This is a genomic window from Micromonospora sp. CNZ309 (assembly GCF_002846525.1).
The window spans coordinates 1,843,459-1,866,749 of sequence record NZ_PJNG01000001.1; the positions used below are offsets into that span (position 1 = coordinate 1,843,459).

18 protein-coding genes and 1 pseudogene are annotated in these 23,291 nt (G+C 73.2%); 12 read left to right on the top strand and 7 right to left on the bottom strand.

Annotated elements, in window-relative coordinates:
* Positions 1 to 25: 25 nt before the first annotated feature.
* Positions 26 to 853: a DUF72 domain-containing protein gene (locus tag CLT72_RS07350; protein WP_199184716.1), complete on the bottom strand. Its 828-nt coding sequence runs from the start codon at positions 851 to 853 to the stop codon at positions 26 to 28.
* A gap of 162 nt (positions 854 to 1,015) precedes the next feature.
* Positions 1,016 to 2,374 carry a glycoside hydrolase family protein gene (locus CLT72_RS07355; protein ID WP_144082212.1) on the bottom strand — a complete coding sequence of 453 codons (1,359 nt, stop codon included), beginning with the start codon at positions 2,372 to 2,374 and terminating at the stop codon, positions 1,016 to 1,018.
* A gap of 496 nt (positions 2,375 to 2,870) precedes the next feature.
* On the opposite strand from CLT72_RS07355, the gene CLT72_RS07360 reads away from it, so the two are divergent.
* Genes CLT72_RS07360 through CLT72_RS07390 form a run of 7 tightly spaced genes read left to right on the top strand, consistent with a single transcriptional unit; the run spans position 2,871 to position 10,294 of the window.
* Positions 2,871 to 3,896: a LacI family DNA-binding transcriptional regulator gene (locus tag CLT72_RS07360; protein WP_101410247.1), complete on the top strand. Its 1,026-nt coding sequence runs from the start codon at positions 2,871 to 2,873 to the stop codon at positions 3,894 to 3,896.
* A 59-nt stretch (positions 3,897 to 3,955) separates the two neighbouring features.
* A complete protein-coding gene (locus CLT72_RS07365) occupies positions 3,956 to 5,551 on the top strand; it encodes an FAD-dependent oxidoreductase (protein WP_101415004.1) in 1,596 nt (531 codons plus the stop codon).
* Between the two features lie 23 nt (positions 5,552 to 5,574).
* The gene (locus CLT72_RS07370) at positions 5,575 to 6,858 is read left to right on the top strand and encodes an ABC transporter substrate-binding protein (RefSeq protein ID WP_101410249.1); all 1,284 of its coding nucleotides are present in this window, start codon (positions 5,575 to 5,577) and stop codon (positions 6,856 to 6,858) included.
* Between the two features lie 11 nt (positions 6,859 to 6,869).
* The gene (locus tag CLT72_RS07375) at positions 6,870 to 7,817 is read left to right on the top strand and encodes a carbohydrate ABC transporter permease (protein ID WP_101410251.1); all 948 of its coding nucleotides are present in this window, start codon (positions 6,870 to 6,872) and stop codon (positions 7,815 to 7,817) included.
* The gene (locus tag CLT72_RS07380; protein ID WP_101410253.1) at positions 7,807 to 8,649 is read left to right on the top strand and encodes a carbohydrate ABC transporter permease; all 843 of its coding nucleotides are present in this window, start codon (positions 7,807 to 7,809) and stop codon (positions 8,647 to 8,649) included. Before CLT72_RS07375 ends, CLT72_RS07380 begins: the two co-directional genes overlap by 11 nt.
* Positions 8,646 to 9,602, top strand: a complete 957-nt coding sequence (locus CLT72_RS07385) for an ROK family protein (RefSeq protein ID WP_101410255.1) — start codon at positions 8,646 to 8,648, stop codon at positions 9,600 to 9,602. Before CLT72_RS07380 ends, CLT72_RS07385 begins: the two co-directional genes overlap by 4 nt.
* The gene (locus CLT72_RS07390) at positions 9,599 to 10,294 is read left to right on the top strand and encodes an N-acetylmannosamine-6-phosphate 2-epimerase (RefSeq protein ID WP_101410257.1); all 696 of its coding nucleotides are present in this window, start codon (positions 9,599 to 9,601) and stop codon (positions 10,292 to 10,294) included. Before CLT72_RS07385 ends, CLT72_RS07390 begins: the two co-directional genes overlap by 4 nt.
* A gap of 43 nt (positions 10,295 to 10,337) precedes the next feature.
* Here CLT72_RS07390 and CLT72_RS07395 read toward each other — a convergent pair whose 3' ends face one another.
* Together CLT72_RS07395 and htpG are read right to left on the bottom strand one after the other, a co-directional pair.
* A complete protein-coding gene (locus tag CLT72_RS07395; protein ID WP_101410259.1) occupies positions 10,338 to 11,267 on the bottom strand; it encodes a diacylglycerol/lipid kinase family protein in 930 nt (309 codons plus the stop codon).
* 176 nt (positions 11,268 to 11,443) lie between these two features.
* Positions 11,444 to 13,357: a molecular chaperone HtpG gene (gene htpG / locus CLT72_RS07400; protein WP_350823218.1), complete on the bottom strand. Its 1,914-nt coding sequence runs from the start codon at positions 13,355 to 13,357 to the stop codon at positions 11,444 to 11,446.
* Positions 13,358 to 13,552: 195 nt separating this feature from the next.
* Between htpG and CLT72_RS07405 the strand changes: the two genes are divergently transcribed.
* The 4 genes and pseudogenes from CLT72_RS07405 to CLT72_RS07420 all read left to right on the top strand — a co-directional run bounded on the left by CLT72_RS07405 (position 13,553) and on the right by CLT72_RS07420 (position 19,450).
* Positions 13,553 to 13,921 carry a hypothetical protein gene (locus CLT72_RS07405; protein ID WP_144082213.1) on the top strand — a complete coding sequence of 123 codons (369 nt, stop codon included), beginning with the start codon at positions 13,553 to 13,555 and terminating at the stop codon, positions 13,919 to 13,921.
* Positions 13,922 to 14,102: 181 nt separating this feature from the next.
* Positions 14,103 to 14,498: pseudogene (locus CLT72_RS32555) on the top strand (T3SS (YopN, CesT) and YbjN peptide-binding chaperone 1); the annotation flags it as partial.
* Positions 14,499 to 15,135: 637 nt separating this feature from the next.
* Positions 15,136 to 17,931: an ATP-binding protein gene (locus CLT72_RS07415; protein WP_486484198.1), complete on the top strand. Its 2,796-nt coding sequence runs from the start codon at positions 15,136 to 15,138 to the stop codon at positions 17,929 to 17,931.
* A gap of 865 nt (positions 17,932 to 18,796) precedes the next feature.
* Entirely contained in the window at positions 18,797 to 19,450 is a 654-nt protein-coding gene (locus tag CLT72_RS07420) for a C39 family peptidase (protein WP_101410264.1), read from the top strand.
* Between the two features lie 254 nt (positions 19,451 to 19,704).
* Here CLT72_RS07420 and CLT72_RS07425 read toward each other — a convergent pair whose 3' ends face one another.
* From CLT72_RS07425 to CLT72_RS31840, 3 genes are all read right to left on the bottom strand, one after another.
* The gene (locus CLT72_RS07425) at positions 19,705 to 20,568 is read right to left on the bottom strand and encodes a hypothetical protein (RefSeq protein WP_101410266.1); all 864 of its coding nucleotides are present in this window, start codon (positions 20,566 to 20,568) and stop codon (positions 19,705 to 19,707) included.
* Between the two features lie 137 nt (positions 20,569 to 20,705).
* On the bottom strand, positions 20,706 to 21,941 hold the full coding sequence (locus CLT72_RS07430) for a snapalysin family zinc-dependent metalloprotease (RefSeq protein WP_396816132.1): 1,236 nt from the start codon (positions 21,939 to 21,941) through the stop codon (positions 20,706 to 20,708).
* A 255-nt stretch (positions 21,942 to 22,196) separates the two neighbouring features.
* Positions 22,197 to 22,676 (bottom strand): hypothetical protein, encoded by a 480-nt coding sequence (locus tag CLT72_RS31840; RefSeq protein ID WP_158241987.1) that lies wholly within the window; start codon positions 22,674 to 22,676, stop codon positions 22,197 to 22,199.
* A 1-nt stretch (position 22,677) separates the two neighbouring features.
* Here CLT72_RS31840 and CLT72_RS07440 point away from each other — a divergent pair, with 1 nt between their 5' ends.
* Entirely contained in the window at positions 22,678 to 23,289 is a 612-nt protein-coding gene (locus CLT72_RS07440; RefSeq protein WP_158241988.1) for a chitosanase, read from the top strand.
* Positions 23,290 to 23,291 lie beyond the last annotated feature (2 nt).

Below are 23,291 nucleotides of genomic sequence, written 5' to 3' on the forward strand. Positions count from 1 at the left end.
GTGGGATCGGCGTACGTCGGTCCGTTCAGAACAGCGTCGACGGCCCGACCGGCTCCGGTTGCGGCAGTGGCTCGATCCCGGGCAGGCGCGCCCGGACCTCGTCGTGGAACCGGCGGGCCAGCTCGGGCGCGTCGGCGTTGTCCGGGGTGTGCACGAACACCGTCGGCGAGCGGCCCTCGCGCAGCCAGCCGGTCACCACGTCGAGCCACGGTTGCCAGCCCTCGACGGTACGGGCGGGGTCGTCGCGGCCGAGGTACCGCACGATCGGCCGGTCGGTCAGCGCGCGGGTGCGCAGCGGGGTGCGCGGCTTCCTGGTCCACGCCTCCCGTTCCGCGTCGCTGGTCGGCGGGGTACGGAAGAACGCGGTCGTGTCGAAGGGGACCCACTCCGCGCCGGCCGCGGCGAGCGCCTCCTCCAGCGTCCGCGCCGCCCGGGGATCGTCGAAGAACGCGGGGTGGCGGACCTCCACGGCGTACCGGTGGGTGGCGGGCAGCCCGCGCAGGAAGCGGGCCAGCGCGGGTACGTCGCCGGGCCCGAACGAGCCCGGCAGCTGGATCCAGAGGGCGTGGGCCCGTGGGCCGAGGGGTTCGACGGCGTCGAGGAAGGCCCGGAGTTCCTCGTCGGCGCCGGTGAGCCGGCGCTCGTGCGTGACGATCTTCGGCAGCTTGGGCACGAAGCGGAAGTCGGGGCCGGTCTGCTGCGCCCAGGAGGCGACCGTCTCGCGGGTGGGGGTCGCGTAGAAGGTGGTGTTGCCCTCGACGGCGGTGCACCAGCCGGCGTACGCGCGCAGCCGCTCGTTCGCCGGCAGCGGGTGCGCCAGGAAGCGCCCCTGCCAGGACTTGTGCGTCCACATGGCGCACCCCACGTGCAGGCGCATCGGATGCCTCCCACCGCTCGACGGCCGGGACGCGGGGTGATCCGCGCCGCGGGTACGGTATCCGGCCGCGCCGGGCGGGTCCACGCACGGGCGGCCGGCCGCACCGTGCGGTACGGCCGGGCGCCCTTCCCGGTGCGGTCAGGCGCGGCCCTGGTCGTGGGGCACGGTGACGGTCACGGTGCAGCCGAGGGGGCGGCCGATCTCGTCGTGGCCCGCGTACGTCAGGGTGTAGACCCTGTCCCCGCCGGCGCCGTCGCGTTCGGCCCGCAGCCGCCCGTTGGTGTCGGGCGTGCCGACGGTGAAGTCGCCGACGTCCGCGGCGTCGCCGCCGGTCACCGCCGTCAGGTTGAGCGCGTGCGGGCCGAGGACCCCGTCGCGCAGGTCCGCCGCCACGCTCACGTCGACCATCTGGTGGTTCGGCGGCCACAGCACCGGCCGGTCCACCACGCAGTCCACCTCGCGGGTGGGTACCGGCCGTTCCAGGGTGGCGACGGCGTGGCCGATCGTCGCGGTGAGTCGCCCGCCGGCCTCGTAGTACATGTGCACGGTGCGGCCGTCGAAGTAGAACGTCGGCGCGGCCGAGCGCCCGAGGTCGGGCGCGGCGACCATCGAGTCGTGCACGACGCCGAGGTGGGCCTCCCGGTCGAAGTCGTCGCCGACGTCCACGGCGTGCATGTTGCCGTCGGCCGCGTGGAAGATCACCAGGTTGCGGCCGTTCCAGCGCAGGAAGAACGGGCCGGAGGCGTTCGGGCCCTGGATGCCGCGCGGGGTCACGATCGGGTCGGGCTGGATCGTCCAGGTCCGCGCGTCCGGGGAGACCGCCCAGCGGATCCGCCGGGACACCGGCCCCGTCGGCCCGGGCGGAGCGGCGGTCGGGTTGTCCATGAAGAGCATCAGGTACCGGCTGCCCAGCCGCGGCACGGCGTGCTCGAACACCCGGGCGTAGGAGGTCTCCCCGCCGGTGCTGGCGTCGCGGCTGATCGCCGTCCCGCCGTAGCTGAAGTGGATGCCGTCCTCGGAGGTGACGTACCGGGTGATCGAGTTCTCGCCGTGGAAGTAGAGGAACAGCTTGCGTTCCCCCTCGACCCAGATGGCGTGCGGGGAGGAGATGTGGCTGACCGTGGAGTAGTGGGGCAGCCAGGTGTTGCCGATCAGCGGATTGGCCCGGTACTCGGTCCACGGGCCGTCGATCGAGTCCGCGTACGCCAGGGCGATCCCGCCGGGCCGCTCGTGGGGCGCGTAGTACAGGTAGTAGGTGCCCAGCGGGTTGGGGAAGTAGTCGGCGGCCCGGATGACGCTCGGGAAGATGAACTCGTCGGTCGGGTTGTAGGTCAGGGCGCTCTTGTCGAACGCGGTGCCCGCGTAGGTGAAGCGCGGGAAGTCGAAGGCCGGATCGGCGGCGGCCGGAGCGACACCGGCCACGGTGGCGGCCAGCATGCCCGCACTGGCTGCCGCCACGGCGGCGCGAGCGGGCACTCGGACGGGTGCTTTCGTCATCGCTGTTCCTGCTCTGTCGGGGGAAGGTGGGGGCTGCCCCGGCCGCCCTGGCGAACTGCCGGGGCGCGGGGCCGTCGACGGAAGGGTGGTGCGGACGGTTCCCCGCACCGGTGACGACTGTGGACGTCGCGCGACAGGCCGCAGGGCGGCGCGATGTCACGCTGGGTGAGACGACAAGCTGACCGCAGCGGCGAAGCGGGCCGCTCAGTCGACTGCTAATACGTATTACCATCTATGCTTCTCGAATGTTGCTCGACCCGAAAGGGTCTTGTCAAGAGCTCGGCCACCGCCCGGCGCGATGCCCCCACAGCCCCGCTGGCGCTCCCCCGCCACCGGGCCCGCCGAGCGGTCACGCCGGAGCTAATCCGCATTACTACTGCGACTTCATCTCCGCGAAATCTCTTCGCCCACCCCTTGACACAAGCGGGGTCGGCCCGCCAGGCTCCTCCCCAACGCCGAGCGCTAATACGCATTAGCCGCACCGGAAGGACCAGTCGTGCCCTCTACCCCCCGACGCGTCACGCAGCGTGACATCGCGCGGTTGGCCGGCGTCAGTCAGGCGACCGTGTCGCTGGTGCTCAACAACCGGGCCGACGCCGACGTGCGCATCGCGCCCGAGACCCGCGACCGCGTGCTGCGGACCATCGCCGAGACCGGCTACGCCGCCGACCCCGTGGCCCGCCGGCTCGCCGCCCGGTTCAACCGGATCATCGGCGTGTTCACCTACGAGCCCGCCTTCCCGAGCGGCAGCCGTGACTTCTTCCACCCCTTCCTGCTGGGCATCGAGGAGTACGCGGAACGGGCCGGCTGCGACCTGCTGCTGTTCACCAGCGCCCCGGTGGTCGACGGCCGGCGACGCATCTTCCACCAGGACAACCGGCTCCGACTGGCCGACGGGTGCATCCTGCTCGGCCGGGAGATCGACGCCGCCGAGCTGCACCGGCTCAACCGCGACGGCTTCCCGTACGTCGCCGTCGGGCGCCGCGACGACGCCGGCGGACCGGTGCCGTACGTCGGCGCCGACTACGCCACGGCGGTGGGCGAGCTGGTCGCCCTGGCCCTCGCCCGCGGCCACCGGCGCCTGGCCTACCTGAACACGGACCTGACCGCGGAGTCCTCGGCGGACCGGCGGCGCGGGTTCGTCGCGGCCGCGACGGCCGCCGAGAGCGCCCGCCACCTGACGGCCGTCGCCGGCGACGCCGAGGCGATCCTCGACGACCTGCTGGCCGACCGGACCACCGTCGCGTTCATCGAGGACTTCGCCACCGCCGTGGCGCTGGAGCAGGTTGCCCGGCGGCGGGGCCTGAGCGTCCCGGCCGACCTGTCGATCCTGACCCTCGGCGACCCCACGGTCCCGGTTCCCACCGACCTGGCCTTCACCGGGTTCCGCATCCCCCGCGAGGAGATGGGCCGGCAGTCCGTCGAGGTGCTGGCCGGCGTCATCGACGGCAGCGCCGTCGGCGTCCAGCAGCGGCTCCTGCCCTGCGAACTCGTCGAGGGCGACACCCTCGGCACCCCCTGATCGGCGGTCCACCGCAGCTCGGCGGTGACCGTGCAACCGGAAGGAAGCAAGTGGTACAGATGCGTGCGGACGTCCTCGTCGTCGGGGGCGGGCTGGGCGGGGTGGCGGCGGCGCTCGCCGCGGCCCGGGCCGGCCGGTCGGTCATCCTGACCGAGGAGTTCGACTGGCTCGGCGGGCAGCTCACCAGCCAGGCCGTCCCGCCGGACGAGCACTCCTGGATCGAACAGTTCGGCGCCACCGCGAGCTACCGGGCCCTGCGCACCGGGATCCGCGACTACTACCGTCGGCACTACCCGCTCACCGAACGGTCCCGGGCCTGGAGCGACCTGAACCCGGGAGCCGGCTGGGTGAGCCGGGTCTGCCACGAGCCCCGGGTGGCCGTCGCCGTCATCGAGCAGATGCTGGCGCCGTTCCTCGGCTCCGGGCGGCTGAGGGTGCTCCAGCCGTACCGGCCGGTGGCCGCGCAGACCGACGGGGACCGGGTGGTCGGGGTGACCGTGGCGCACCGCGACCGGGACGAGCGGATCGACCTCGTCGCCCCGTACGTGCTGGACGCCACGGAGACCGGCGAGCTGCTGCCGCTGACCGGCACCGAGTACGTCACCGGCTTCGAGTCGCAGGCCGACACCGGCGAGCCCAGCGCACCGGCCGAGGCGCAGCCGATGAACATGCAGGCCGTCTCCGTCTGCTTCGCCCTCGACCACGTCGACGGCGACCACACCATCGAGCGGCCGGCGAACTACGACTTCTGGCGCGACTACAAGCCCGACTTCTGGGGCGACCGGCTGCTGTCCTGGCGCTCGCCGCACCCGCGCACGCTGGAGATCGTCGAGCGCAGCTTCACCCCCAACCCGGACGACGACCCGCTGGCCGTCAACGCCGACCAGCGGCTCAACCCCGGCGACGGCAATCTCTGGACGTTCCGGCGCATCGCCGCCCGGCGCAACTTCACCGCCGGCGCGTACGACAGCGACATCACGCTGGTGAACTGGCCGATGATCGACTACTTCGAGGGCCCCGTCATCGACGTGCCGAACGCGTCGTGGCACCTGAGCAAGGCCCGCGAGCTGTCGTACTCGGTGCTCTACTGGATGCAGACCGAGGCGCCCCGGCCGGACGGCGGGACCGGCTTCCCCGGCCTGCGCCTGCGCGGCGACGTGACCGGCAGCCGCGACGGGCTGGCGCAGGCGCCCTACATCCGGGAGTCGCGCCGCATCCGCGCCGAGTACACGGTGGTCGAGCAGGACCTGTCGCTGGCCGTACGCGGCGAGCACGGCGCGGTCGCCTACCCGGACTCGATCGGCGTCGGGATGTACCGCATCGACCTGCACCCCTCCACAGGCGGCGACAACTACATCGACGTCGGGTCGTGCCCGTTCGAGATCCCCCTGGGGGCGCTGATCCCGCAGCGGGTCGAGAACCTGCTCCCGGCCGGCAAGAACATCGGCACCACCCACATCACCAACGGCAGCTACCGGCTACACCCGGTCGAGTGGAACGTCGGCGAGGTCGCCGGCCTGCTCGCCGACTTCTGTCTGGCGCGGGGCGAGTCCCCGCGCGCGGTCCGCGGCACCCCCCGCCTGCTGGCCGACTTCCAGGACCGCCTCTCGGCGGCCGGCGTGGAACTGCGCTGGCCCCAGGTAGCGGGCTACTGAACACCCCCGTTGAGGAGAAGATCATGAGATTGGGAAAGGCTGTGCGTGGTGTCGCGGCGACACTGGCCGGCGTCCTCGCCCTGACCGCCTGCGGCGGCGGCGACGAGGCCGGGGACAAGGGTCCGGCCAACCTGCGGATGACGGTCTGGTCCGCCAACGAGGCGCACCTCAAGCTGTTCAACGAGATCGCCGACGAGTACCGCAAGACCCATCCGGACGTCGCGTCCATCACGTTCGACCCGCTGCCGTTCGAGAACTACACCACGACGCTGACGACCCAGATCGCCGGCGGCAACGCGCCCGACCTGGCCTGGGTGTTCGAGAACTCGGCCCCCGACTTCGTCGCCTCCGGCGCGCTGCTGCCGCTGGACGAGAAGCTCAAGAAGACCGAGGGCTACCAGTACGACGACATCTCCCCCGCCACCCTCAAGCTCTGGCAGGACGGGGGCAAGCTGTACGCGTACCCGTTCTCCACCTCGCCGTTCGGCGTCTTCGTCAACACCGACCTGCTCAGGAAGGCCGGGCAGAAGACCCCGGCCGAGCTGATCGCGGCCGGGCAGTGGAACTGGGACACCGCGCTGACCGTCGCCGGCGCCACCGCCGGCGCGACCGGCAAGGCCGGCCTGGTGATCCGCGACTTCGACTACAAGGGCTGGGACAACCTGTCGACCGTCTGGACGGGTTGGGGCGCCCAGGCGTGGAGCGAGGACGGCAAGTCCTGCGGCTTCGCCGCCCCGGAGATGGTCGAGGCGATGACCACCCTGCACAAGGCGATCTTCACCGGCAAGGCGCTGCCCGGCCCGGGTACGACCGCCGACTTCTTCGCCGGTGACGCCGCCATGACGGTCACCCAGATCTCCCGCGCCTCCCTGCTCAAGCCGGACGGCTTCGGCTGGGACCTGGTGCCGCTGCCGGCCGGGCCGAAGGGCAACTACTCCGTGGTCGGCCAGGCCGGCGTCGGCGTGATGAAGAAGAGCAAGAACGCGGACGCGGCGGCGGACTTCCTCGCCTTCCTGACGAACCCCACCAACTCGGCCAAGCTGGCCCAGTTCTTCCCGCCGCCGCGCCAGTCGCAGCTCACCGCGGAGACGCTGGCCAAGACGAACCCGACGCTGAAGCCCGAGCAGTTGCAGAAGGTCGTCATCGACGGCATCACCAACGGCGTGGTCAAGCCCAGCCACGCCGGGCAGGCCGAGCTCAGCCAGCAGGTGCGCGCCGGGCTCGACCCGCTCTGGAAGGCCGACGCGGACGTCAAGGCCGTCCTCGAGGGTGTCTGCACCAAGATCCAGCCGCTGCTGGCGAAGTAGGGCGCCTGACCATGTCCCAGACGGACACGACGGTGGGCGGGGTCGAGGCCCCGCCCACCCGGGACCGGTCGCGGCCGTACTGGACCAGCCGCCGCCGCGACCAGCTCACCGGTTACCTGTTCATCGCTCCCCAACTGCTCGGCAGCGCCGTCTTCGTGATCCTGCCGCTGATCCTGGTGGTCTGGTACAGCCTGCACGAGTGGAACGTGCTGGCCGGCACGTTCGAGTTCGTCGGCACCGAGAACTACGCGGCCCTCGCCGACGACACCAACCTCGGCTCGGTGCTGCGGGCCACCGGCCTGTTCTCGGTCGGGCTCGTGGTGTTCAACCTCGGCCTGGCCCTGCTGCTCGCCGTACTGCTCAACCAGAAGCTGCGCGGGACGATCCTGTTCCGCACCCTGTTCTTCTCCCCCGTGGTCGTCTCGCTGGTCGCCTGGACCATCGTGTGGGGGTTCCTGTTGCAGGACAACGGCGGCGTGAACGGCCTGCTCGACACGGTCGGCGTGGACGGGCCGAACTGGCTGCGCGGTGAGGGCACCGCCATGTTCTCGGTCGTGGTGGTGCAGGTGTTCAAGAACGTCGGCCTCAACATGGTGCTCTTCCTGGCCGCGCTCCAGGGCGTGCCGGCCGAGCTGTACGAGGCCGCCGAGGTGGACGGGGCGAGCCGGCTGCGCCAGTTCTGGCGGATCACCGTACCGATGATCAGCCCGACCATCCTGCTCACGTCGATCATCACGGTGGTCGGCTCGTTGCAGGTCTTCGCGCAGATCGCCGTGCTCACCCAGGGCGGCCCGGGCACCTCGACCACGGTGCTCGTCTACTACCTCTACCAGCAGGCGTTCCAGTTCCATCACTTCGGTTACGGCGCCACCCTGTCGATCGTCCTGTTCGTCATCGTGCTCGCGCTCACCGTGCTCCAGTGGCAGATGCGGAAGAGGTGGGTCCACCATGAGTCGTGAGCTGTCGCGCCGGACCAAGCTGGTGCTCTACGGGGTGCTGATGGTCCTGGCGGTCCCGTTCGTCTTCCCGACCTGGTGGATGGTCACCTCGTCGCTGAAGCCGGTGGCGGACATCTTCGCCTTCCCGCCGAAACTGCTGCCGGTCGACGCGGAGCTGGACGCGTACCGGCGGGTGTTCGAGTTGCAGCCGTTCGGCCAGCAGTACCTGAACAGCCTCTACATCGCGCTGGTGGTCACCGTCGGCACCCTGGCGGTGGCGGCGCTGGCCGGGTACGCCTTCGCCCGGATCCGCTTCCGGGGCCAGAACGTGCTCTTCCTGGTGATCCTCGCCGGCCTGCTCATCCCGAGCGAGGTGACGATCGTGCCGCTGTTCCAGATGTTCTTCAAGCTGGGCCTGGTCGACACCCACTGGCCGCTGATCCTGGTGCCGGTCCTCGGCGCGCCGAGCGTGCTGGCGACCTTCATCATGCGGCAGTTCTTCATCAGCCTCCCCGGCGAGCTGGAGGAGGCGGCCCGGGTGGACGGGCTGGGCCGGTTCGCCACCTTCTGGAAGATCGCCCTGCCGCTGTCGCGGCCCGCGCTGGGCGCGGTCGCCATCTTCACCTTCCTGCACAGCTGGAACCTCTACCTGGAACCGATCGTGTTCCTCTCCTCGCCGGAGAAGTTCACCCTGCCGCAGGCGCTCACCCAGTTCGTCGACGCCTACGGCGGCCCGATGTGGAACGTCCAGCTCGCCGCGGCGTCGATGACCGCGCTGCCGGTCCTGGTGGTCTTCGTCATCGCGCAGAAGCAGTTCGTCGAGGGTTTGGCGCACACCGGGCTCAAGGGATGACGGTGCCGGCCGCCCGGGTGGGCGTCGACATCGGCGGCACCAAGACGGCGGCGGCGCTGGTCGGTGCCGACGGCGAGGTGCTGGGGCGTCGCCTGGCGCCCACCCCGGCCGGGTCGGGGCCGGCGGCCGTGCTGGACACCGCCGCACGGCTCGCCCGGGAACTGCTCGATCCGGGCGACGCCGGCCCGGTCGGCGTGGGCACCGCCGGCACGGTCGACCCGGGCACCGGCACCATCCGGTACGCCACCGACAGCCTGCCCGGCTGGTCCGGTACGCCGGTCGCCGACGAGCTGGCCGCGCGGCTGGCCCGACCGGTCCGGGTCACCAACGACGTGAACGCCGCCGCGCTCGGCGAGAGCTGGGTGGGTGCCGCCCGGGGCCGGCGGGAGCTGCTGCTGGTCGCGGTCGGTACCGGCCTGGGCGGCGCGCTGCTGCGGGATGGCCGGATCTCCACCGGCGCCCGGGGCGGTGCCGGCGAGGTGGGGCACCTGCCGGCTCCCGGCGCCGAGCGGCTGCGTTGCGGCTGCGGCCGGTACGGGCACCTGGAGGCCATCGCCTCGGGCACGGGACTGTCCGGCGCGTACGCCCTCGAGACCGGCGTGCGGATCAGCGGACGGGACGTCGCCGAGCGGGCGGCGACCGGCGAGCCCGTCGCCCGCGAGGTGGTGGAGCGCGCCGCGACGGCGCTCGGCCGGGCGCTCGCGGGGCTGGTCGCCCTACTCGACCCGCAGGCCGTGGTGCTCGCGGGCGGGGCGGCCGACGCCCTGCTGCCCGCGGCCCGCGCCGCCTTCACCGCCGAGCTGCCCAGGGCCTGGGCGGACGTGTCCCTGCTCCCCGCGGCGCTCGGCGCCGACGCGGTCGTCGTGGGCGCCGCCCGGCTGGCCGGCCAACCCGGTCACGACGGGCAGGCGGACGGCATCCCGGCCGTGACCGATGAGAGGACGAGAGCGTGAACGTGTTCGACGAGCTGGCCGGCGGCCTCGTGGTCTCCTGCCAGCCGCTGCTCGACGACCCCGACGACCCGATGCGCGACGCGTACGTGCAGGCCCGGGTGGCCGCGGCGGTGGTACGCGGCGGCGCGGTGGCCGTGCGGGCCAACGGCACCGCCGACGTCCGGGCGATCCGCGCCGCCGTCGACGTGCCGGTCATCGGGCTGCACAAGCAGGGCGTCGACGGGGTGTTCATCACCCCGACGGCGGCGCACGCGCTCGACGTCGCCGCGGCGGGCGCCCACATCGTCGCCGTGGACGCCACCGACCGTCCCCGCCCGGACGGTCGCAGCTTCGCCGACACGGTCCGGGCGCTGCGGGAACGGACCGACGCGCTGGTGCTCGCCGACGTCTCCACCGTCGAGGAGGGCGTGGCCGCCGTGCGGGCCGGCGCGGACGCCGTCGCGACGACCCTTGCCGGCTACACCCCGGCCAGCCCACCGACCGACGGGCCGGACCTGACGCTGCTGGCCCGCCTCGCCGGTGTGCTGACGGTGCCGGTGATCGCCGAGGGGCGCTACCGCAGCGCCGAGCAGATCGTAGCGGCGTTCGCCGCCGGTGCCCACGCGGTGGTGGTGGGCAACGCCGTCACCTCGCCGCTGTGGATCACCCGCCGCCTGGTGCCCGCCACCCCGGCCGGCGTCCGGCCCACCTGACGCGAAACGTCCGGGCCCCTTGCCGCCCGCGGCGGGCGGCCGGTCAGTGCGTCGGGGGGCAGCAGACGGTCAGCGCCCCGGGCACCACCCGCACCTTGAGCCTGGTGGTCTCCCCGCGCGCGCCGCCGTCCAGCTCGTACGTGCGCGGGGCGGCGAGCCGGACCTTGATCCTGCGGCCCCGGGTGATCCGTACGAACGGCGACTCCTCCGAGCGGCCGGCGGCCATCCGGCCCAGGGTGCGCGCCCAGTCCACCGCTCCGTCGGCGGTGGACACGCCGATCTCCAGGCAGCCGTCGTCGGGGCGGGCGTCGTCGAACGCCGGGATGCCGCCGGTGATCGTGCCGACGTTGCCGAACAGCACGCAGCTCGCGTCACCGTCGAACCACCGGGTGCCGTCGACCGTGATCCGGGTGCGCACCAGTTCACCGCGGACGTGCCGCAGCCCCGTCCACATGTAGGCGAGGCGACCGAGCCGGCCCTTGAGCTTGCGGTCGGCCTCACGGATGAGGTCGCCGTCGAAGCCCGCGCCGGCCATCACGGCGAAGTGCTCGCCGTTGATCCTGCCCAGGTCGAGGGCGCGGCGGCGGCCGTGCAGGCCGATACGGACGGCCCCGGGCAGGTCCTCCGGGACGCCCAGGTTGGCGGCGAAGAGGTTGGCGGTGCCGGCGGGCACGATGGCCATGGCGGCGCCGGAACCGGCGAGGGCGTCGGCGCAGCGCTGCACCATGCCGTCGCCGCCCCACACGAAGACCAGCTCGGCACCCTTCTTCAGTGCCTTGCGGACCTTCTTCGGCGCCTTGCGGCTCTTCGGCACCTCGTACCAGACGAGGTGCTCGACCCCCGCGCCGGCCAGCTCGGCGCGCAGCTCGTCGAGGCCGCCGCCCAGGGTCTTCTTCCGGTGGGCGACGACCGCGACCGTGCCCACCCGGGCCGCGGTGGCCGGTCCGTCGCCCGCCGTGCTGCTCGTGCTCATGACCGCCGGGAGTACCCGGCCGGCGAGGTTTCCACGCCCGCCCGCCGGTGGTGCGGTGCCGCCTCGTCGGCCGCGAGGTCTCCGGCGTCCGGATCCTTCCTGGTCGGAGGACCCGCACACCGGAGACCTCGGCGTCCGACGGTCACCGCCACGCGGCACCCGGCGCCGGGACCCGCCTAGAGGGTACGGGCGAGACGGTCGGCGAGGATGCGGGTGAACCGGGACGGGTCGGCCAGCTCCCCGCCCTCGGCGAGCAGCGCGAGACCGTACAGCAGCTCGGCGGTCTCCTTCAGCGACTCGTCGGTGCCGCCCTGCTCGTGCGCCTTACGCAGGCCGGTGACCAGCGGGTGCCCGGGGTTGAGCTCCAGGATCCGCTTGACGGCCGGCACCTCGTGCCCCATCGCCCGGTACATCTTCTCCAGGGTCGGGGTGATGTCGTGGGCGTCGCCGACGACGCAGGCGGGCGAGGTGGTCAGCCGGGAGGAGAGGCGGACCTCCTTGACGGAGTCGGCGAGGGTCGTGCCCATCCAGGTGAGCAGGTCGGCGAAGTCCTTGCGCTGCTGCTCGCGCTCGGCCTCGGCCTCCTTCTTCTCCTCCTCGGTGTCGAGGTCCACCTGCCCCTTGGCGATGGAGCGCAGCGTCCTGCCGTCGTACTGGCCGACGCGCTCGATCCACACCTCGTCGACGGGGTCGGTGAGCAGCAGCACCTCGTAGCCCTTGGCGCGGAACGCCTCCATGTGCGGCGAGTTCTCGATCATCGTGCGCGAGTCGCCGGTGGCGTAGTAGATGTCGCTCTGCCCGTCCTTCATCCGACCGACGTAGCCGGCGAGGTCGGTGGGCTCGGCCGGGTCGTGGGTGGATGCGACCGACAGGATCTCCAGGAGGGTGTCCCGGTTCTCCGTGTCGTCGATCAGGCCCTCCTTGACCGCGGCCCCGAACTCGGTCCAGAAGGTGCGGTAGCGCTCGGCGTGGTTGGCCTTCATGTCCTTGACCGTGGCCAGGATCTTCTTGACCAGGCGGCGACGGACGACCTGGATCTGCCGGTCCTGCTGGAGGATCTCCCGGGAGATGTTCAGCGACAGGTCGTGCGCGTCCACGACGCCCTTGACGAAGCGCAGGTAGTTGGGCATGAGCGCTTCGCAGTCGTCCATGATGAAGACGCGCTTGACGTAGAGCTGCACGCCACGGCGGCCCTGCGGGGCGAACAGGTCCAGCGGCGCGTGCGACGGGATGAACAGCAGGGCCTCGTACTCGAAGGTGCCCTCGCCCCGCATGTGCACGATGTCCAGCGGGTCCGCCCAGTCGTGGCTGACGTGCTTGTAGAACTCCTTGTACTCGGCCTCGTCGACCTCGTCGCGGGAACGGGCCCAGAGCGCCTTCATCGAGTTGAGCGTCTGGGTCTCGGTGCTGGTCTCGTCGCCCTCGCCGGGACGCTCGACGGTCATCCGGATCGGCCAGGCGATGAAGTCCGAGTAGCGCTTGACGATCTCGCGGATCGTCCACTCGGCGGTGTAGTCGTGCAGGTTGTCCTCGTCGTCGGCCGGCTTCAGGTGCAGGGTCACCGAGGTGCCCTGCGGCGCCTGCTCGACCGGCTCGACGGAGTACGTGCCCTCGCCGGCCGACTCCCAGCGGGTGCCGCCGCTCTCCCCCGCCCGGCGGGTCACCAGCTCCACCCGGTCGGCGACCATGAACGCCGCGTAGAAGCCCACGCCGAACTGGCCGATCAGCTCCTGCCGCGCGCCGGCGTCGGAGGACTCGCGCAGCTTGCGCAGCAGCTCGGCCGTGCCGGACTTGGCGATCGTGCCGATCACCTGGACGACCTCGTCGCGGGACATGCCGATGCCGTTGTCCCGGACGGTCAGCGTACGCGCCGCCTTGTCGACCTCGATCTCGATGTGCAGGTCGGAGGTGTCGACCTGCAGGTCCTTGTCGACCATCGACGCCAGGCGCAGCTTGTCCAGCGCGTCCGAGGCGTTCGAGATCAGTTCACGCAGGAAGACGTCCTTGTTCGAATAGATCGAGTGGACCATCAGCTGGAGCAGCTGACGCGCCTCGGCCTGGAACTCCAACGTCTCGGCCCGGTTGCTCACACCGTGTCCTTTCATCCTCGAAAGCCCACCGAAGGTTCGCGGAAAGGATACGAGCCGTCGCCGACGGCGGGACGACGGGACCGCGCGGCGTCGGGGCGGCGCGTTGCCCCGGCCTCCTACCGTCGGGGACGGCGTCGACGGGACGAGCCGAGGGCTGGTGTGACCGCCGCGGCGGGCGGTCAGTACGGTAGGGATGTGTCTCTATGGGTGGCCGCGATGTGGGGACTGGTCGGCAGCGCGGTGGCCGAGGCGCTGAACCTCTCCGGGATGATGCGCCCGACCAGCGAGTCCGGGGGCCGGTGGCAGTGGCCGTGGCGGGACCGGCGGGACGCCCCGATCGTCGTGTTCGCGGTGCTGCTCAGGACCGTGGCCGGTACCGGCCTCGCCGCGGCGGCCGGTGCGGGTGGGCTGGCCACCACCGCCTTCGCCAGCTTCACCTTCGGGGTCGCGGCGCCGCTGGTGATCGCCAAGATGTTCGACCAGGTCCGGGTGGCGGACCGACCGGCCGACACGGCTCGAGGCGGCACGGGCGACACGGGTGGCGAGCACGATGACGCCGCGTGAGAGCCTGCTGGCCCGTTTCGTCTCCGCGCTGGCCGCCCGCCCGGCCACCACCGCCACGGCGGTTCCCGTACCGGCCCGGACGAGGCTCGCCGCCGCGCTGGCCGCGCGTCCCGTGACCCCCGCCGCCCGCACCGTCGACCCGCTCCCCGGCCCCGGGACCGGTGACGACGGCGACGGGAAGTTGACCCACCGGGTCCGGGCGGTGCTCGCCGGCCTCCTGGGCGTCACCACCGACCAGTTGCGGGTCGACGCCGACGGCGACGTCGGCATCCGCGCCGGCTCCGCCATGATCTTCGTACGGGCGCAGGACGACCCGCCGCTGGTCGACGTGTTCTCCCCGCTGCTCACCGGCGTGGACCCGACCGAGTCGCTGTACCGACGCCTCTCCGACCTCACCAACGGGCTGGTGATCGGTCGGGTCTACTGCACCGGGGACACCGTCTGGGCGTCCATCCCCGTCTTCGGGCAGGACTTCGCGCCCACCCACCTGCTGCTGGCCCTGCGCGCCATGATCGCGCTCGCGGACGACCTCGACGACCAGCTCCGGCGCGAGTTCGGCGGCAGCCGCTTCTTCGGCCCCGAGTCCGCCGGCCTGGTGGCGGTGCCCGACCCGACCGGCTACCTGCGCGACCTCGACCGGGCCGGCGCGGACGGGGCGGGCAGCGTCCTGGTCGACCTGCTGGCCGACCGCGGACGCACGGAGGAGCTGCGCGTACGCGCCGAGCACGGCGACTGGCACGCCGCCGCCCGGCTCGCCGCGCTGCGCGCCGAGCAGGGCCGCACCGACGAGGCGGAACGGTACTGGCGGATCGCCGCCGAGCAGGGCGATCCGCGCGCCCGCGACGAACTGGCCACCCTGCTGGCCGCCGGGGGCCGGCACGAGGAGGCGGTCGCTCTGCTGCGGCAGGCCGTCGACGGCGGCGGATGGCGGCACCTTCCGCTGCTGTTGACGCTGCTCACCGAACGCGGCCGGGTCGACGAGGCGGTCGAGTTGCTGCGTCGTCGGGCGGCCGACCGCGACTGACCGGCGTCGTCCGCTCCGACGGTCCGCCGAATCCGCCACCGGCAGGTGTGGAAACGCGGACGCCCGGGTACAGAGACGCGCTGGGGTGCCGGCGGGCATGCAGCTCGGGCCGGGTGCCAGGATGTGCGGGTAACGCCAGCAAGGGTCGTCGGGGCCCGGAAGTGAGGGCTGCGATGAGGTGCGACCGAGGGTGACGCGACCCACGGGGGACCTGTTCGCCGACGGCGGTGAGACCGGGCGGCTGATGGCGCGCCTGAACTGGGCGGACACTCCGCTCGGCCCGGTCGACGGCTGGCCGCAGAGCCTGCGCGCCGCCGTCCGGATGGTCCTCTCCTCCCGCTACCCGATGCTGCTGCTGTGGGGCGAGCGCTTCACCCAGCTCTACAACGACGCGTACTCGGCGCTGATCGGCGACAAGCACCCCGACGCGCTCGGCGGAGACGTCCGGATCACCCTGGCCGAGGGCTGGGACGTGCTGGCCCCCCTGATCGACGAGGCGATGGCGACCGGGGTCGCCAGCTGGGTACCGGCCCTGCAACTGCTGCTCGACCGGGCCGGCTACCGCGAGGAGGCGTACTTCAGCGTCTCGCACGCCCCCGCCCGCGACGACGAGGGACGCACGGTGGGGGTGCTCACCGTGTGCAGCGAGGTCACCGAGCAGGTCGTCGGCGAGCGCCGGCTGCGCCTGCTGCGCGTCCTGTCCGTCGGTGGCGACGGGCGTACCGTCGACGTCGAGAGCACCTGCGTCCGCCTCGCCGAGGCCATCGGCGGGCACCCGCTGGACGTCCCGTTCGCCGCGATCTACCTGCGCGACGGCGCGCTGCTGCGCCGCGTCGCCTGCGTCGGCGGGGAGCCGGTGGCCGCCGCCCTGCCCGCCACGCTGTCCACGGGCCAGGAGCACGGGTGGGGGCTGGCGGCCGCCGCCGGCGGCACGACGACCGAGGTGGCCGGCGTCGAGCGGTGGCTCACCCTGCCCGCCGGGCCGTGGGGCGACCCGGTCGGTACCGCCCTCGCCCTACCCCTGCCCTCCGCCGAGGCGGGCCAGCCGCTCGGGGTGCTGCTGGTCGGGGTCAGCCCCAGCCGAGGGCTGGACGAGGCGTACCGGTCGTTCCACGCCCTGCTCGCCCAGCAGGTGGCCGTCGCCGTGCGCAACTCCCAGGCGTACGAGGAGGAGCGCCGGCGGGCCGAGACGCTCGCCGAGCTGGACCGGGTCAAGACCGGCTTCTTCACCAACGTCAGCCACGAGTTTCGGACCCCGCTGACGCTCATGCTCGGCCCGCTGGCCGACGCCCTCAACGACAACGAGCATCCCCTGCCGGCGGTGCAGCGGGAACGCGTCGACACCGCCTGGCGCAACGCCACCCGGCTGCTCACCCTGGTCAACAGTCTGCTCACCTTCTCCAGCCTGGAGGCCGGGCAGGCACACAGCCAGGCCCGCGAGGTCGACCTGGCCGGGCTGACCGCCGAACTGTCGAGCGTCTTCCGGGCGGCCGTCGAACGCGCCGGGCTGCGCCTGGAGGTCGACTGTCCGCCGCTGCCGCGCCCGGTCCGCGTCGACCCGGTCAACTGGGAACGCATCGTCACCAACCTGCTGTCCAACGCCCTGAAGTACACCTTCGTCGGCCGGATCCGGGTCGCCCTCGCCGCCGACGACGAGGAGATCCGGCTGACCGTCGCCGACACGGGCATCGGCATCGCCGAGGAGGACCTGCCCCGGCTCTTCGAGCGCTTCCACCGCGTGCAGGGCGCCCGGTCGCGCAGCCACGAGGGCACCGGCATCGGACTCGCCCTGGTGCGGGAGTTGGCCCGCCTGGAGGGCGGCGACGTGCGGGTGGAGAGCCGCATCGGGACGGGCACGACGTTCACCGTGACGCTGCCCTGGTCCGCCACGGGGCGTACCGCCGGGCCGGTCGCCGAGGTCGACGGGGTCGGGGGCGCGGCCCGGGCCACCGCCCAGGAGGCGATCGGCTGGCTGGCCGACCCGGCGCGGGCGGGGGCGTCCGCGCCGGCCGGGCAACCGGTGCGGGCGTACGGTGGCGAGGACGCGTCGCGGCACGCGCGGATCCTGGTCGCCGACGACAACGCCGACATGCGCGCGTACCTGGCCCGGTTGCTGGGCGAGCAGGGCTGGCGGGTGCAGACGGTCGGCGACGGGCGGCAGGCGCTGGAGGCGATCCGCCGGGAACGGCCCGACCTGGTGCTCACCGACGTGATGATGCCCGAGGTCGACGGCTTCGAACTGGTCCGCCGGCTGCGCCGGCAGGCCGCCACCCGGACGCTGCCGGTGGTGGTGCTCTCCGCCCGCGCCGGCGGGGACGCCAGCGTGGAGGGGCTCGACCTGGGCGCCGACGACTACGTCGTCAAGCCCTTCGCCGCGGCCGAGCTGATCGCCCGGATCCGGGCCACCCTGCACGGCGCCCGGAGCCGGGGAGACCGTCGCGACGACTCGACCCCCGACGCCCACGGCGGCACCACGGACGCGCGCGGCGGCGCCCCGGGGCGGCAGGACGTCCCCGCCGGCCCGCCGAGCGGGGACGCCGTTGCGACGGAGGTCCCGCCCCCCGCGCCCGACGAGGCCCGGCACCCTGCTCCCCAGCAACCGGCCGCGGTGGACGAGGGCTGGACGTACCCGTCGCAGCCCACGTCGGCAGCCGCGATGCGGCGGGACGTACGGGCCTCGCTGGAGGGGCTGGACGTCGATCCGGACACCGTGGCCGACTTGCTGCTGGCCGCCTCCGAGGCGGTCAACAACGCTGTCGAGCACGCCCAACGCCCGACCCGCCCCGAGGTGCGGGTACGGCTACGGGTGGCCGACGGCACCGTACGGATCACGGTGCGCGACTTCGGCACGTGGCGCGACCGCCGCCCCGCCATGGACCGGGGACGGGGCGCCACGCTGATGAACGCGTACGGCGACGTGCGGCTGATGTCGACCGCCGAGGGCACCACCGTCACCATCGAACGCCGCCTCCCCCCACCCCCCTGACAGGGATGCTGCGGCAGCGCATGATCGGCACCAGCTCACGCTGCCCTCAGCGCTCATCAGGGGTCTGCCGGCCTTGGCGTGCACGCGGTGCCTCTTCCCGCTGCTCCCGCGAGCCTCCACCCGCCCCGCTGCCGTCCACGACGCCCAGCCACGGTGATCAGGACCCCATGGACCGTAAAGCAGCCGGATAACGCCCATGGAGTCCTGATCACCGTGCGGCCATCTCGCGCTTGCGAGGCAACGGCCCGGCGGCGGACGGCGGACCGGCCGGCCCTGGCCGGCAGCCCGGTCAGGTCGGTGCGCAGCGGGAACAGGTTGCTGTGCCGCTCGGGAATGGTGTGCGTTTCGGGCGCGGTGTGCCGTTCGGGAAGGATGTCCGGTTGGGCAGGATGTCCGTTCCAGGCATGCCGGGTGGTTCGGGCACGCCGGGTTCGGGCACGGCGGGTGGTTCGGGCATGGTGGTGCGGTTCGGGCGTGGCGTCCGGTTCACGGTCGGTGCGCTCCGGCCGGCTCGTCCAGTTTCGTGGGGGTTTGGGGGTGGTGCGGGTCACCGGGTCGGTGGGCATGGGTCGGGGGCCCCGGTCGTTGTATCCATCGTGAGCGCGTGACCCCCCGGCAGGCCCTGCGGTGCCCGGGCCGAGTCACCCCCCTGCGGTGCCCGGGCCGAGTCGCCCCTTGCGGTGGCCGGGCGTGAGGCCGGAATGCCGGCCGGGTCCGCGTCGTTGCATCCCCCGGGACGCGCCCCACCCCCCAGCCGTAGGGCGCACCCCTTCTCCCTGGTTTCGACCCTTTCCCCCTTTCGCGGCACACCCGCCCCCCCTTTGGCGTGTGTCCGCGTACCCCCGATCGGAAGGTGCCGACCATCATGCGTACCGACATCCTGCGTAAGACCGCCCTGACCGCTGCCGGACTCGCCGTCACCGGCGGCGCCATCGCCGGCCCCCTCACCACCTTCGCCTCGCCCGCCCACGCCAACCCCGCCTCCGCCTCGGTCGCCCAGGACCGCAAGAACGGCGAGCGCGAACTCGGCGTGCGCTACGAAGCCCAGCCCAACTTCTACTACTGCGGCCCCGCCGCCGCCCGCAACGCCCTGAGCGTGCAGGGCAAGAACATCGACGTCGACGGCATGGCCCAGCGCATGGGCACCACCGAAGCCGGCACCAACTCCATCAACGACATCACCCCCGTACTCAACAAGGAAACCGGCCGCGACGCCTACCAGTCCGTCGAGATCCGCGACGCCAAGGCCGACGACAAGCAGACCGACAAGCTACGCGCCGACATCGTCACCGCCATCGACGAAGGCCACGCCGTCGTCGCCAACATCGCCGGCACCGCCACCGACACCGACGGCACCACCCACTCCTTCGAAGGCGGGCACTACATCAGCGTCGTCGGCTACCGCGACAACGGCAACACCGTGACGATTGCCGACTCCGCCGACCCGAACCAGGCCTCCTACCGGATGAGCATCGACAACCTCGCCGACTGGATCGCCACCCGCGGCTACACCGCCTGACCACGACACCACGCACCACGCAACGACGACAAGGGCCGGCCCCCACCCGGGGACCGGCCCTTTCGTCATGCCGTTGTCGGGCGTAGAGCGAACCGGGGACGCCACGCCGCCGAGCCGGAGCGTTGCGCCGAGCCCGGTGGCCGGCCCTCTCGCCAGGCAGGGCCAGCCCGTTGGTCGCGCCCGGGTCGGCCCCGTCCGGGCACCCGCCGGCCGCTCGTCGCGCCCCGGGCTCGCCCGGTCGCTGCCCGTGCGGCTCAGGACCGGCGGTTGCGCTCCTGGACGAGCCGCTCGTCGAGCCGACCCAACTCGTAGATCGCGTTGAGTTCCGTCGGCAGGTGGGTCACGTTGTCGGCCACGGGCTCCTCGTCTGGGTCCGGGGTGAGGGCCACCGAACCGGCCGCGCCACTCGCCGGACCGGCCGCGCCACTCCCCGACCCGGCCGCCGCCGCGACACCGCCGCCGGCCGCCGGACCATCCGCGACAGCCGCGCCGCTTCCCGCGACACCCGCGCCAGTCGCCGAACCAGCCGCGCCGCTCCCCGCGACACCCGCGCCGGTCACGGGGCCCGCCGCGCCACCCGCGGGCCCGGCCGCGCCGGTCGCCGGGCCAGCCGTACCGGTCGCCGCGACGGCAGGCTGGCGGCGCCGGGTCAGGACGAGCAGCACGGACAGCACCAGGACACCCAGCACCAGGCAGTAGACCAGCCACCGGTCCACTCCCCCGTCGTCCTCGCGGGGCGGGGCCGCGACCGTCGAGGGAGCGTCGGAGGCGGCGCCCGGCCCGTTCGCGGGCGGCGCCTCACCCTCCCGTGCCGCCGGGCGTCCGGCGGTCCCGTCGCGGGAACTCACGGGTGCGGATCCGGCGACGCTGGCACTGGCGGGCGCGGACCGGCCGGGCGCCACCGGGGCGACCGAGGGTCCGACCGGGCCCGGGGCGGGCGCCGTCGAGTGGGACGGGACGGGCGTCGGGGAGGCGCCCGGGGTGGTCTTCCCACCGCCGTCGAGCAGGTCGTCGACGACCCGCCCGACGCCGTCGAGCAGGTCACCCACCGGGCCGCCGGAAGGCGTCGGCGCGGGAGCCAACGCCAGGGTCAGGGCGAGCGCGGCCACGACACGCATGGTTCACCTCGGAAGGGGTCGATGTGCCAGGCACCGTACCGCACTCCGGGTGGTCGCCGCGTGACGCCCCGGCGGCACGGCCCCGGAGACAGACGTACGGGGGACGCCGTCAGCGGCGTCCCCCGTACCGGGGTGGGTCAGACCGGCAGGCCACCGACCTGGGTGTTGATCCAGGTCCGGATGGACGGCAGGTCCACGTAGATGGACGGGCCGGTGGCGCAGGTGGAGTTGTTGTTGCCGGCCCGGCTGGTGGCGCCGATCAGGGCCCACGCCCCGTTGATCCGGCGCACCTGCGGGCCGCCCGAGTCGCCGTAGCAGGCGCCCGCGTTGCCGTTGGTGTTGTTGGTGCAGATCTCGTACGGGCCGTTGATGCCGAGGCAGCGGCTGTCCGCGACGATCGAGGTGTCCAGCTCGTGCGCGACGGTCGGGGCGCTACCGCAACCCCGGGGGGCGCAGGTCTGGCCCCAGCCGATGATCCGGGTGGCGGTGCCGACCGCGCCGGAGGTGCTCGGGATCGGCGCCGGGGCGTACCTGACCGAGCTGGACAGCTGGAGCAGCTTGACGTCGACGCTCGGGTGGTTCACCGCCCGGATCACCGAGACGACGGTGCCGCCGCTGTTGCGGTAGATGCTGCCGACCCGCACCGAGGAGGGGGTCCCGCAGTGCTTGGCGGTGACCGCCCAGTTCGCCTTGATCAGCGTGCCGGTGCAGCCGGAGACGTACACCATCCACGGGTAGTTCTCGGTGGCCGGCCGGCCGTTGACCACCAGCGGCGAGATGTCGTCGGTGTCGTTCCACACGAACGTGCCGGTCGGCGCCTCCGCCGCGGCGAGACCGCCGGCGAAGAGCTGGTCCACCCGGGACGCCTCGGCGGCGCTCGGGTAGGCGTTGGTGCAGGAGACCGGCGCGCTGCTGCCGGACATCAGGTCGGAGCAGAGCCCCGTACGCCGGTCGGGCAGGCCGAGGATGTGGCCGAGCTCGTGGGTGGCGATGCGGGTGCGGTTGTACCCCTGGTTGACGGCGGTCCAGCCCATCCAGACCCGGCCGGCGCCGAGGCTGGTGACCTGGGCGCGCGGCCAGCCACTGTCGACGTAGATGGTGACGTTGCCCGGCGTGCGGGGGACCAGCCGGACGTTGCTCACCTGGCTGTTCCAGATGGTCGCGGCCTGGTCGAAGTTGGTGCGGAACTCGCCGGCGCGGCTCGCGTCGTAGTAGACGGTGCGAGCGGCGGCGGACGCGCTCGTGTCGGTGGCGACCTGCATTCCGGTTGCGGCCAGCACCGCCGCCAGCGCGGCGGTCGCCGCGCGCAGCAGTTGTCGTCGGAACATACACGCACTCCCTGAGTTGGCCGGCGGCGTGCCACCGCCGGTCATCGATGTACGTGAATGCTAGAGCGAGGGCCGTCGATATGCGGCATAACGGAATCGTCATACCGGCCGCACCGCCGCGCGCCGCACGGACCGGATCGGCGCGCAGTCGCGGCGGACCGCACCGGGCCCGGCCACGCGGCTCGGCCTCGGCCACCACCGGCTCGGCCACCACCGGCTCGGCCGGAGCCTGCTCCGGCCGCCGGGAGGACAGCCCTCCGCCCCCTCGGCACCGCGAGCGGATCGCCCCGGCACCGGCGCTCATCCGGCCGACGACGCGGCGGTCCGCTCCGACGAACGGACGGCCCGGCGGACGTCGCCGGCCGCCAGCGCGAACAGCGCGAGGGCGCCGGCGAGGGCCGCGTCCACCCCGATCACGAATCCCCGCTCCGACCCGGCCGGCGCCACGGCGACACCGACGGCAAGCGCCACCGCCGCCGCGAGCGCCATGCCCAGGCGGGCGGACGCCTCCCACCTCACGGCCCACCGGCCCCCCGACGACCGGACCGTCGTGAGGCCCGCGCGCAGTCGCCAGGCGGCGGCGGCGATGAGCAACGCACCGAGCGCACCGGCGACCCCGATCACCAGCCACGGCACGGCGAACGCCCCCGCCCGCCCGGCGGACGACGACACGCCGCCCACCGCGAGCAGCGCGAACCCGGCCGAGAGCCCGACATGGACGAGGATCACCCGCGACAGGCGACGCCGCAGCTCACTCAACTCGGTGACGGATGTCGACACTGTGGCCTCCCCTGCTCGGGTCCACCCCGCATCGTGCCACGTCGCGTGCCACCCCACCGAGGGCTTCTGCTCCGGCACCGGCGACATTCTCGAACTGGTGGAGGCGTACACGCGGACCAGGCCCGGCAACGTGCTGGCCGGCTACCTGCCGGCGCTGCGCGCCGGCAACGGCAGCGACTCGCACGCCGGCCTCGACCCGTACTTCCCCCGCGACTGGCGCACCGCCGCCGACCCCGTGTTCCGGGCCACGCAGGAGGCCGAGCGGGACCCGCGTCTACGTCAACCCGTCCGTCCGCGACGGCGAGGCCGACGGGGTGCGGGCGCTCGGGCGTTCGCCTACTACGACGCGGCGGTGATGCACGGCTACGAGGGCATGCGCGCGATCCGCAGCCACGCCCTGGCCCGGGCGAAGCCCCCGGCCCAGGGCGGCGACGAGCGGACCTGGCTGCACGCCTTCCTCGACGAGCGGGTCGCCGAGATGAGGAAGGAACCCGCCCACTCGGACACCTCCCGCGTGGACACCGCGCAGCGGGTCTTCCTCGACAACGGCAACTTCAACCTGAACACGCCGCTGGTGTTCGCCGTCTACGGCGACCAGTACCGCATCGGCTGACG

Excerpts from the sequence above, each read along its gene's own strand:
- CLT72_RS07430 (WP_396816132.1), bottom strand. The coding sequence starts at position 21,941 with ATGACCGGCGGTGGCACGCCGCCGGCCAACTCAGGGAGTGCGTGTATG.
- CLT72_RS07370 (WP_101410249.1), top strand. The coding sequence starts at position 5,575 with ATGAGATTGGGAAAGGCTGTGCGTGGTGTCGCGGCGACACTGGCCGGC.
- CLT72_RS07425 (WP_101410266.1), bottom strand. The coding sequence starts at position 20,568 with ATGCGTGTCGTGGCCGCGCTCGCCCTGACCCTGGCGTTGGCTCCCGCG.
- CLT72_RS07395 (WP_101410259.1), bottom strand. The coding sequence starts at position 11,267 with ATGAGCACGAGCAGCACGGCGGGCGACGGACCGGCCACCGCGGCCCGG.
- CLT72_RS07365 (WP_101415004.1), top strand. The coding sequence starts at position 3,956 with ATGCGTGCGGACGTCCTCGTCGTCGGGGGCGGGCTGGGCGGGGTGGCG.
- CLT72_RS07355 (WP_144082212.1), bottom strand. The coding sequence starts at position 2,374 with ATGACGAAAGCACCCGTCCGAGTGCCCGCTCGCGCCGCCGTGGCGGCA.
- CLT72_RS07380 (WP_101410253.1), top strand. The coding sequence starts at position 7,807 with ATGAGTCGTGAGCTGTCGCGCCGGACCAAGCTGGTGCTCTACGGGGTG.
- CLT72_RS07420 (WP_101410264.1), top strand. The coding sequence starts at position 18,797 with ATGCGTACCGACATCCTGCGTAAGACCGCCCTGACCGCTGCCGGACTC.
- CLT72_RS07375 (WP_101410251.1), top strand. The coding sequence starts at position 6,870 with ATGTCCCAGACGGACACGACGGTGGGCGGGGTCGAGGCCCCGCCCACC.
- CLT72_RS07350 (WP_199184716.1), bottom strand. The coding sequence starts at position 853 with ATGTGGACGCACAAGTCCTGGCAGGGGCGCTTCCTGGCGCACCCGCTG.
- CLT72_RS07385 (WP_101410255.1), top strand. The coding sequence starts at position 8,646 with ATGACGGTGCCGGCCGCCCGGGTGGGCGTCGACATCGGCGGCACCAAG.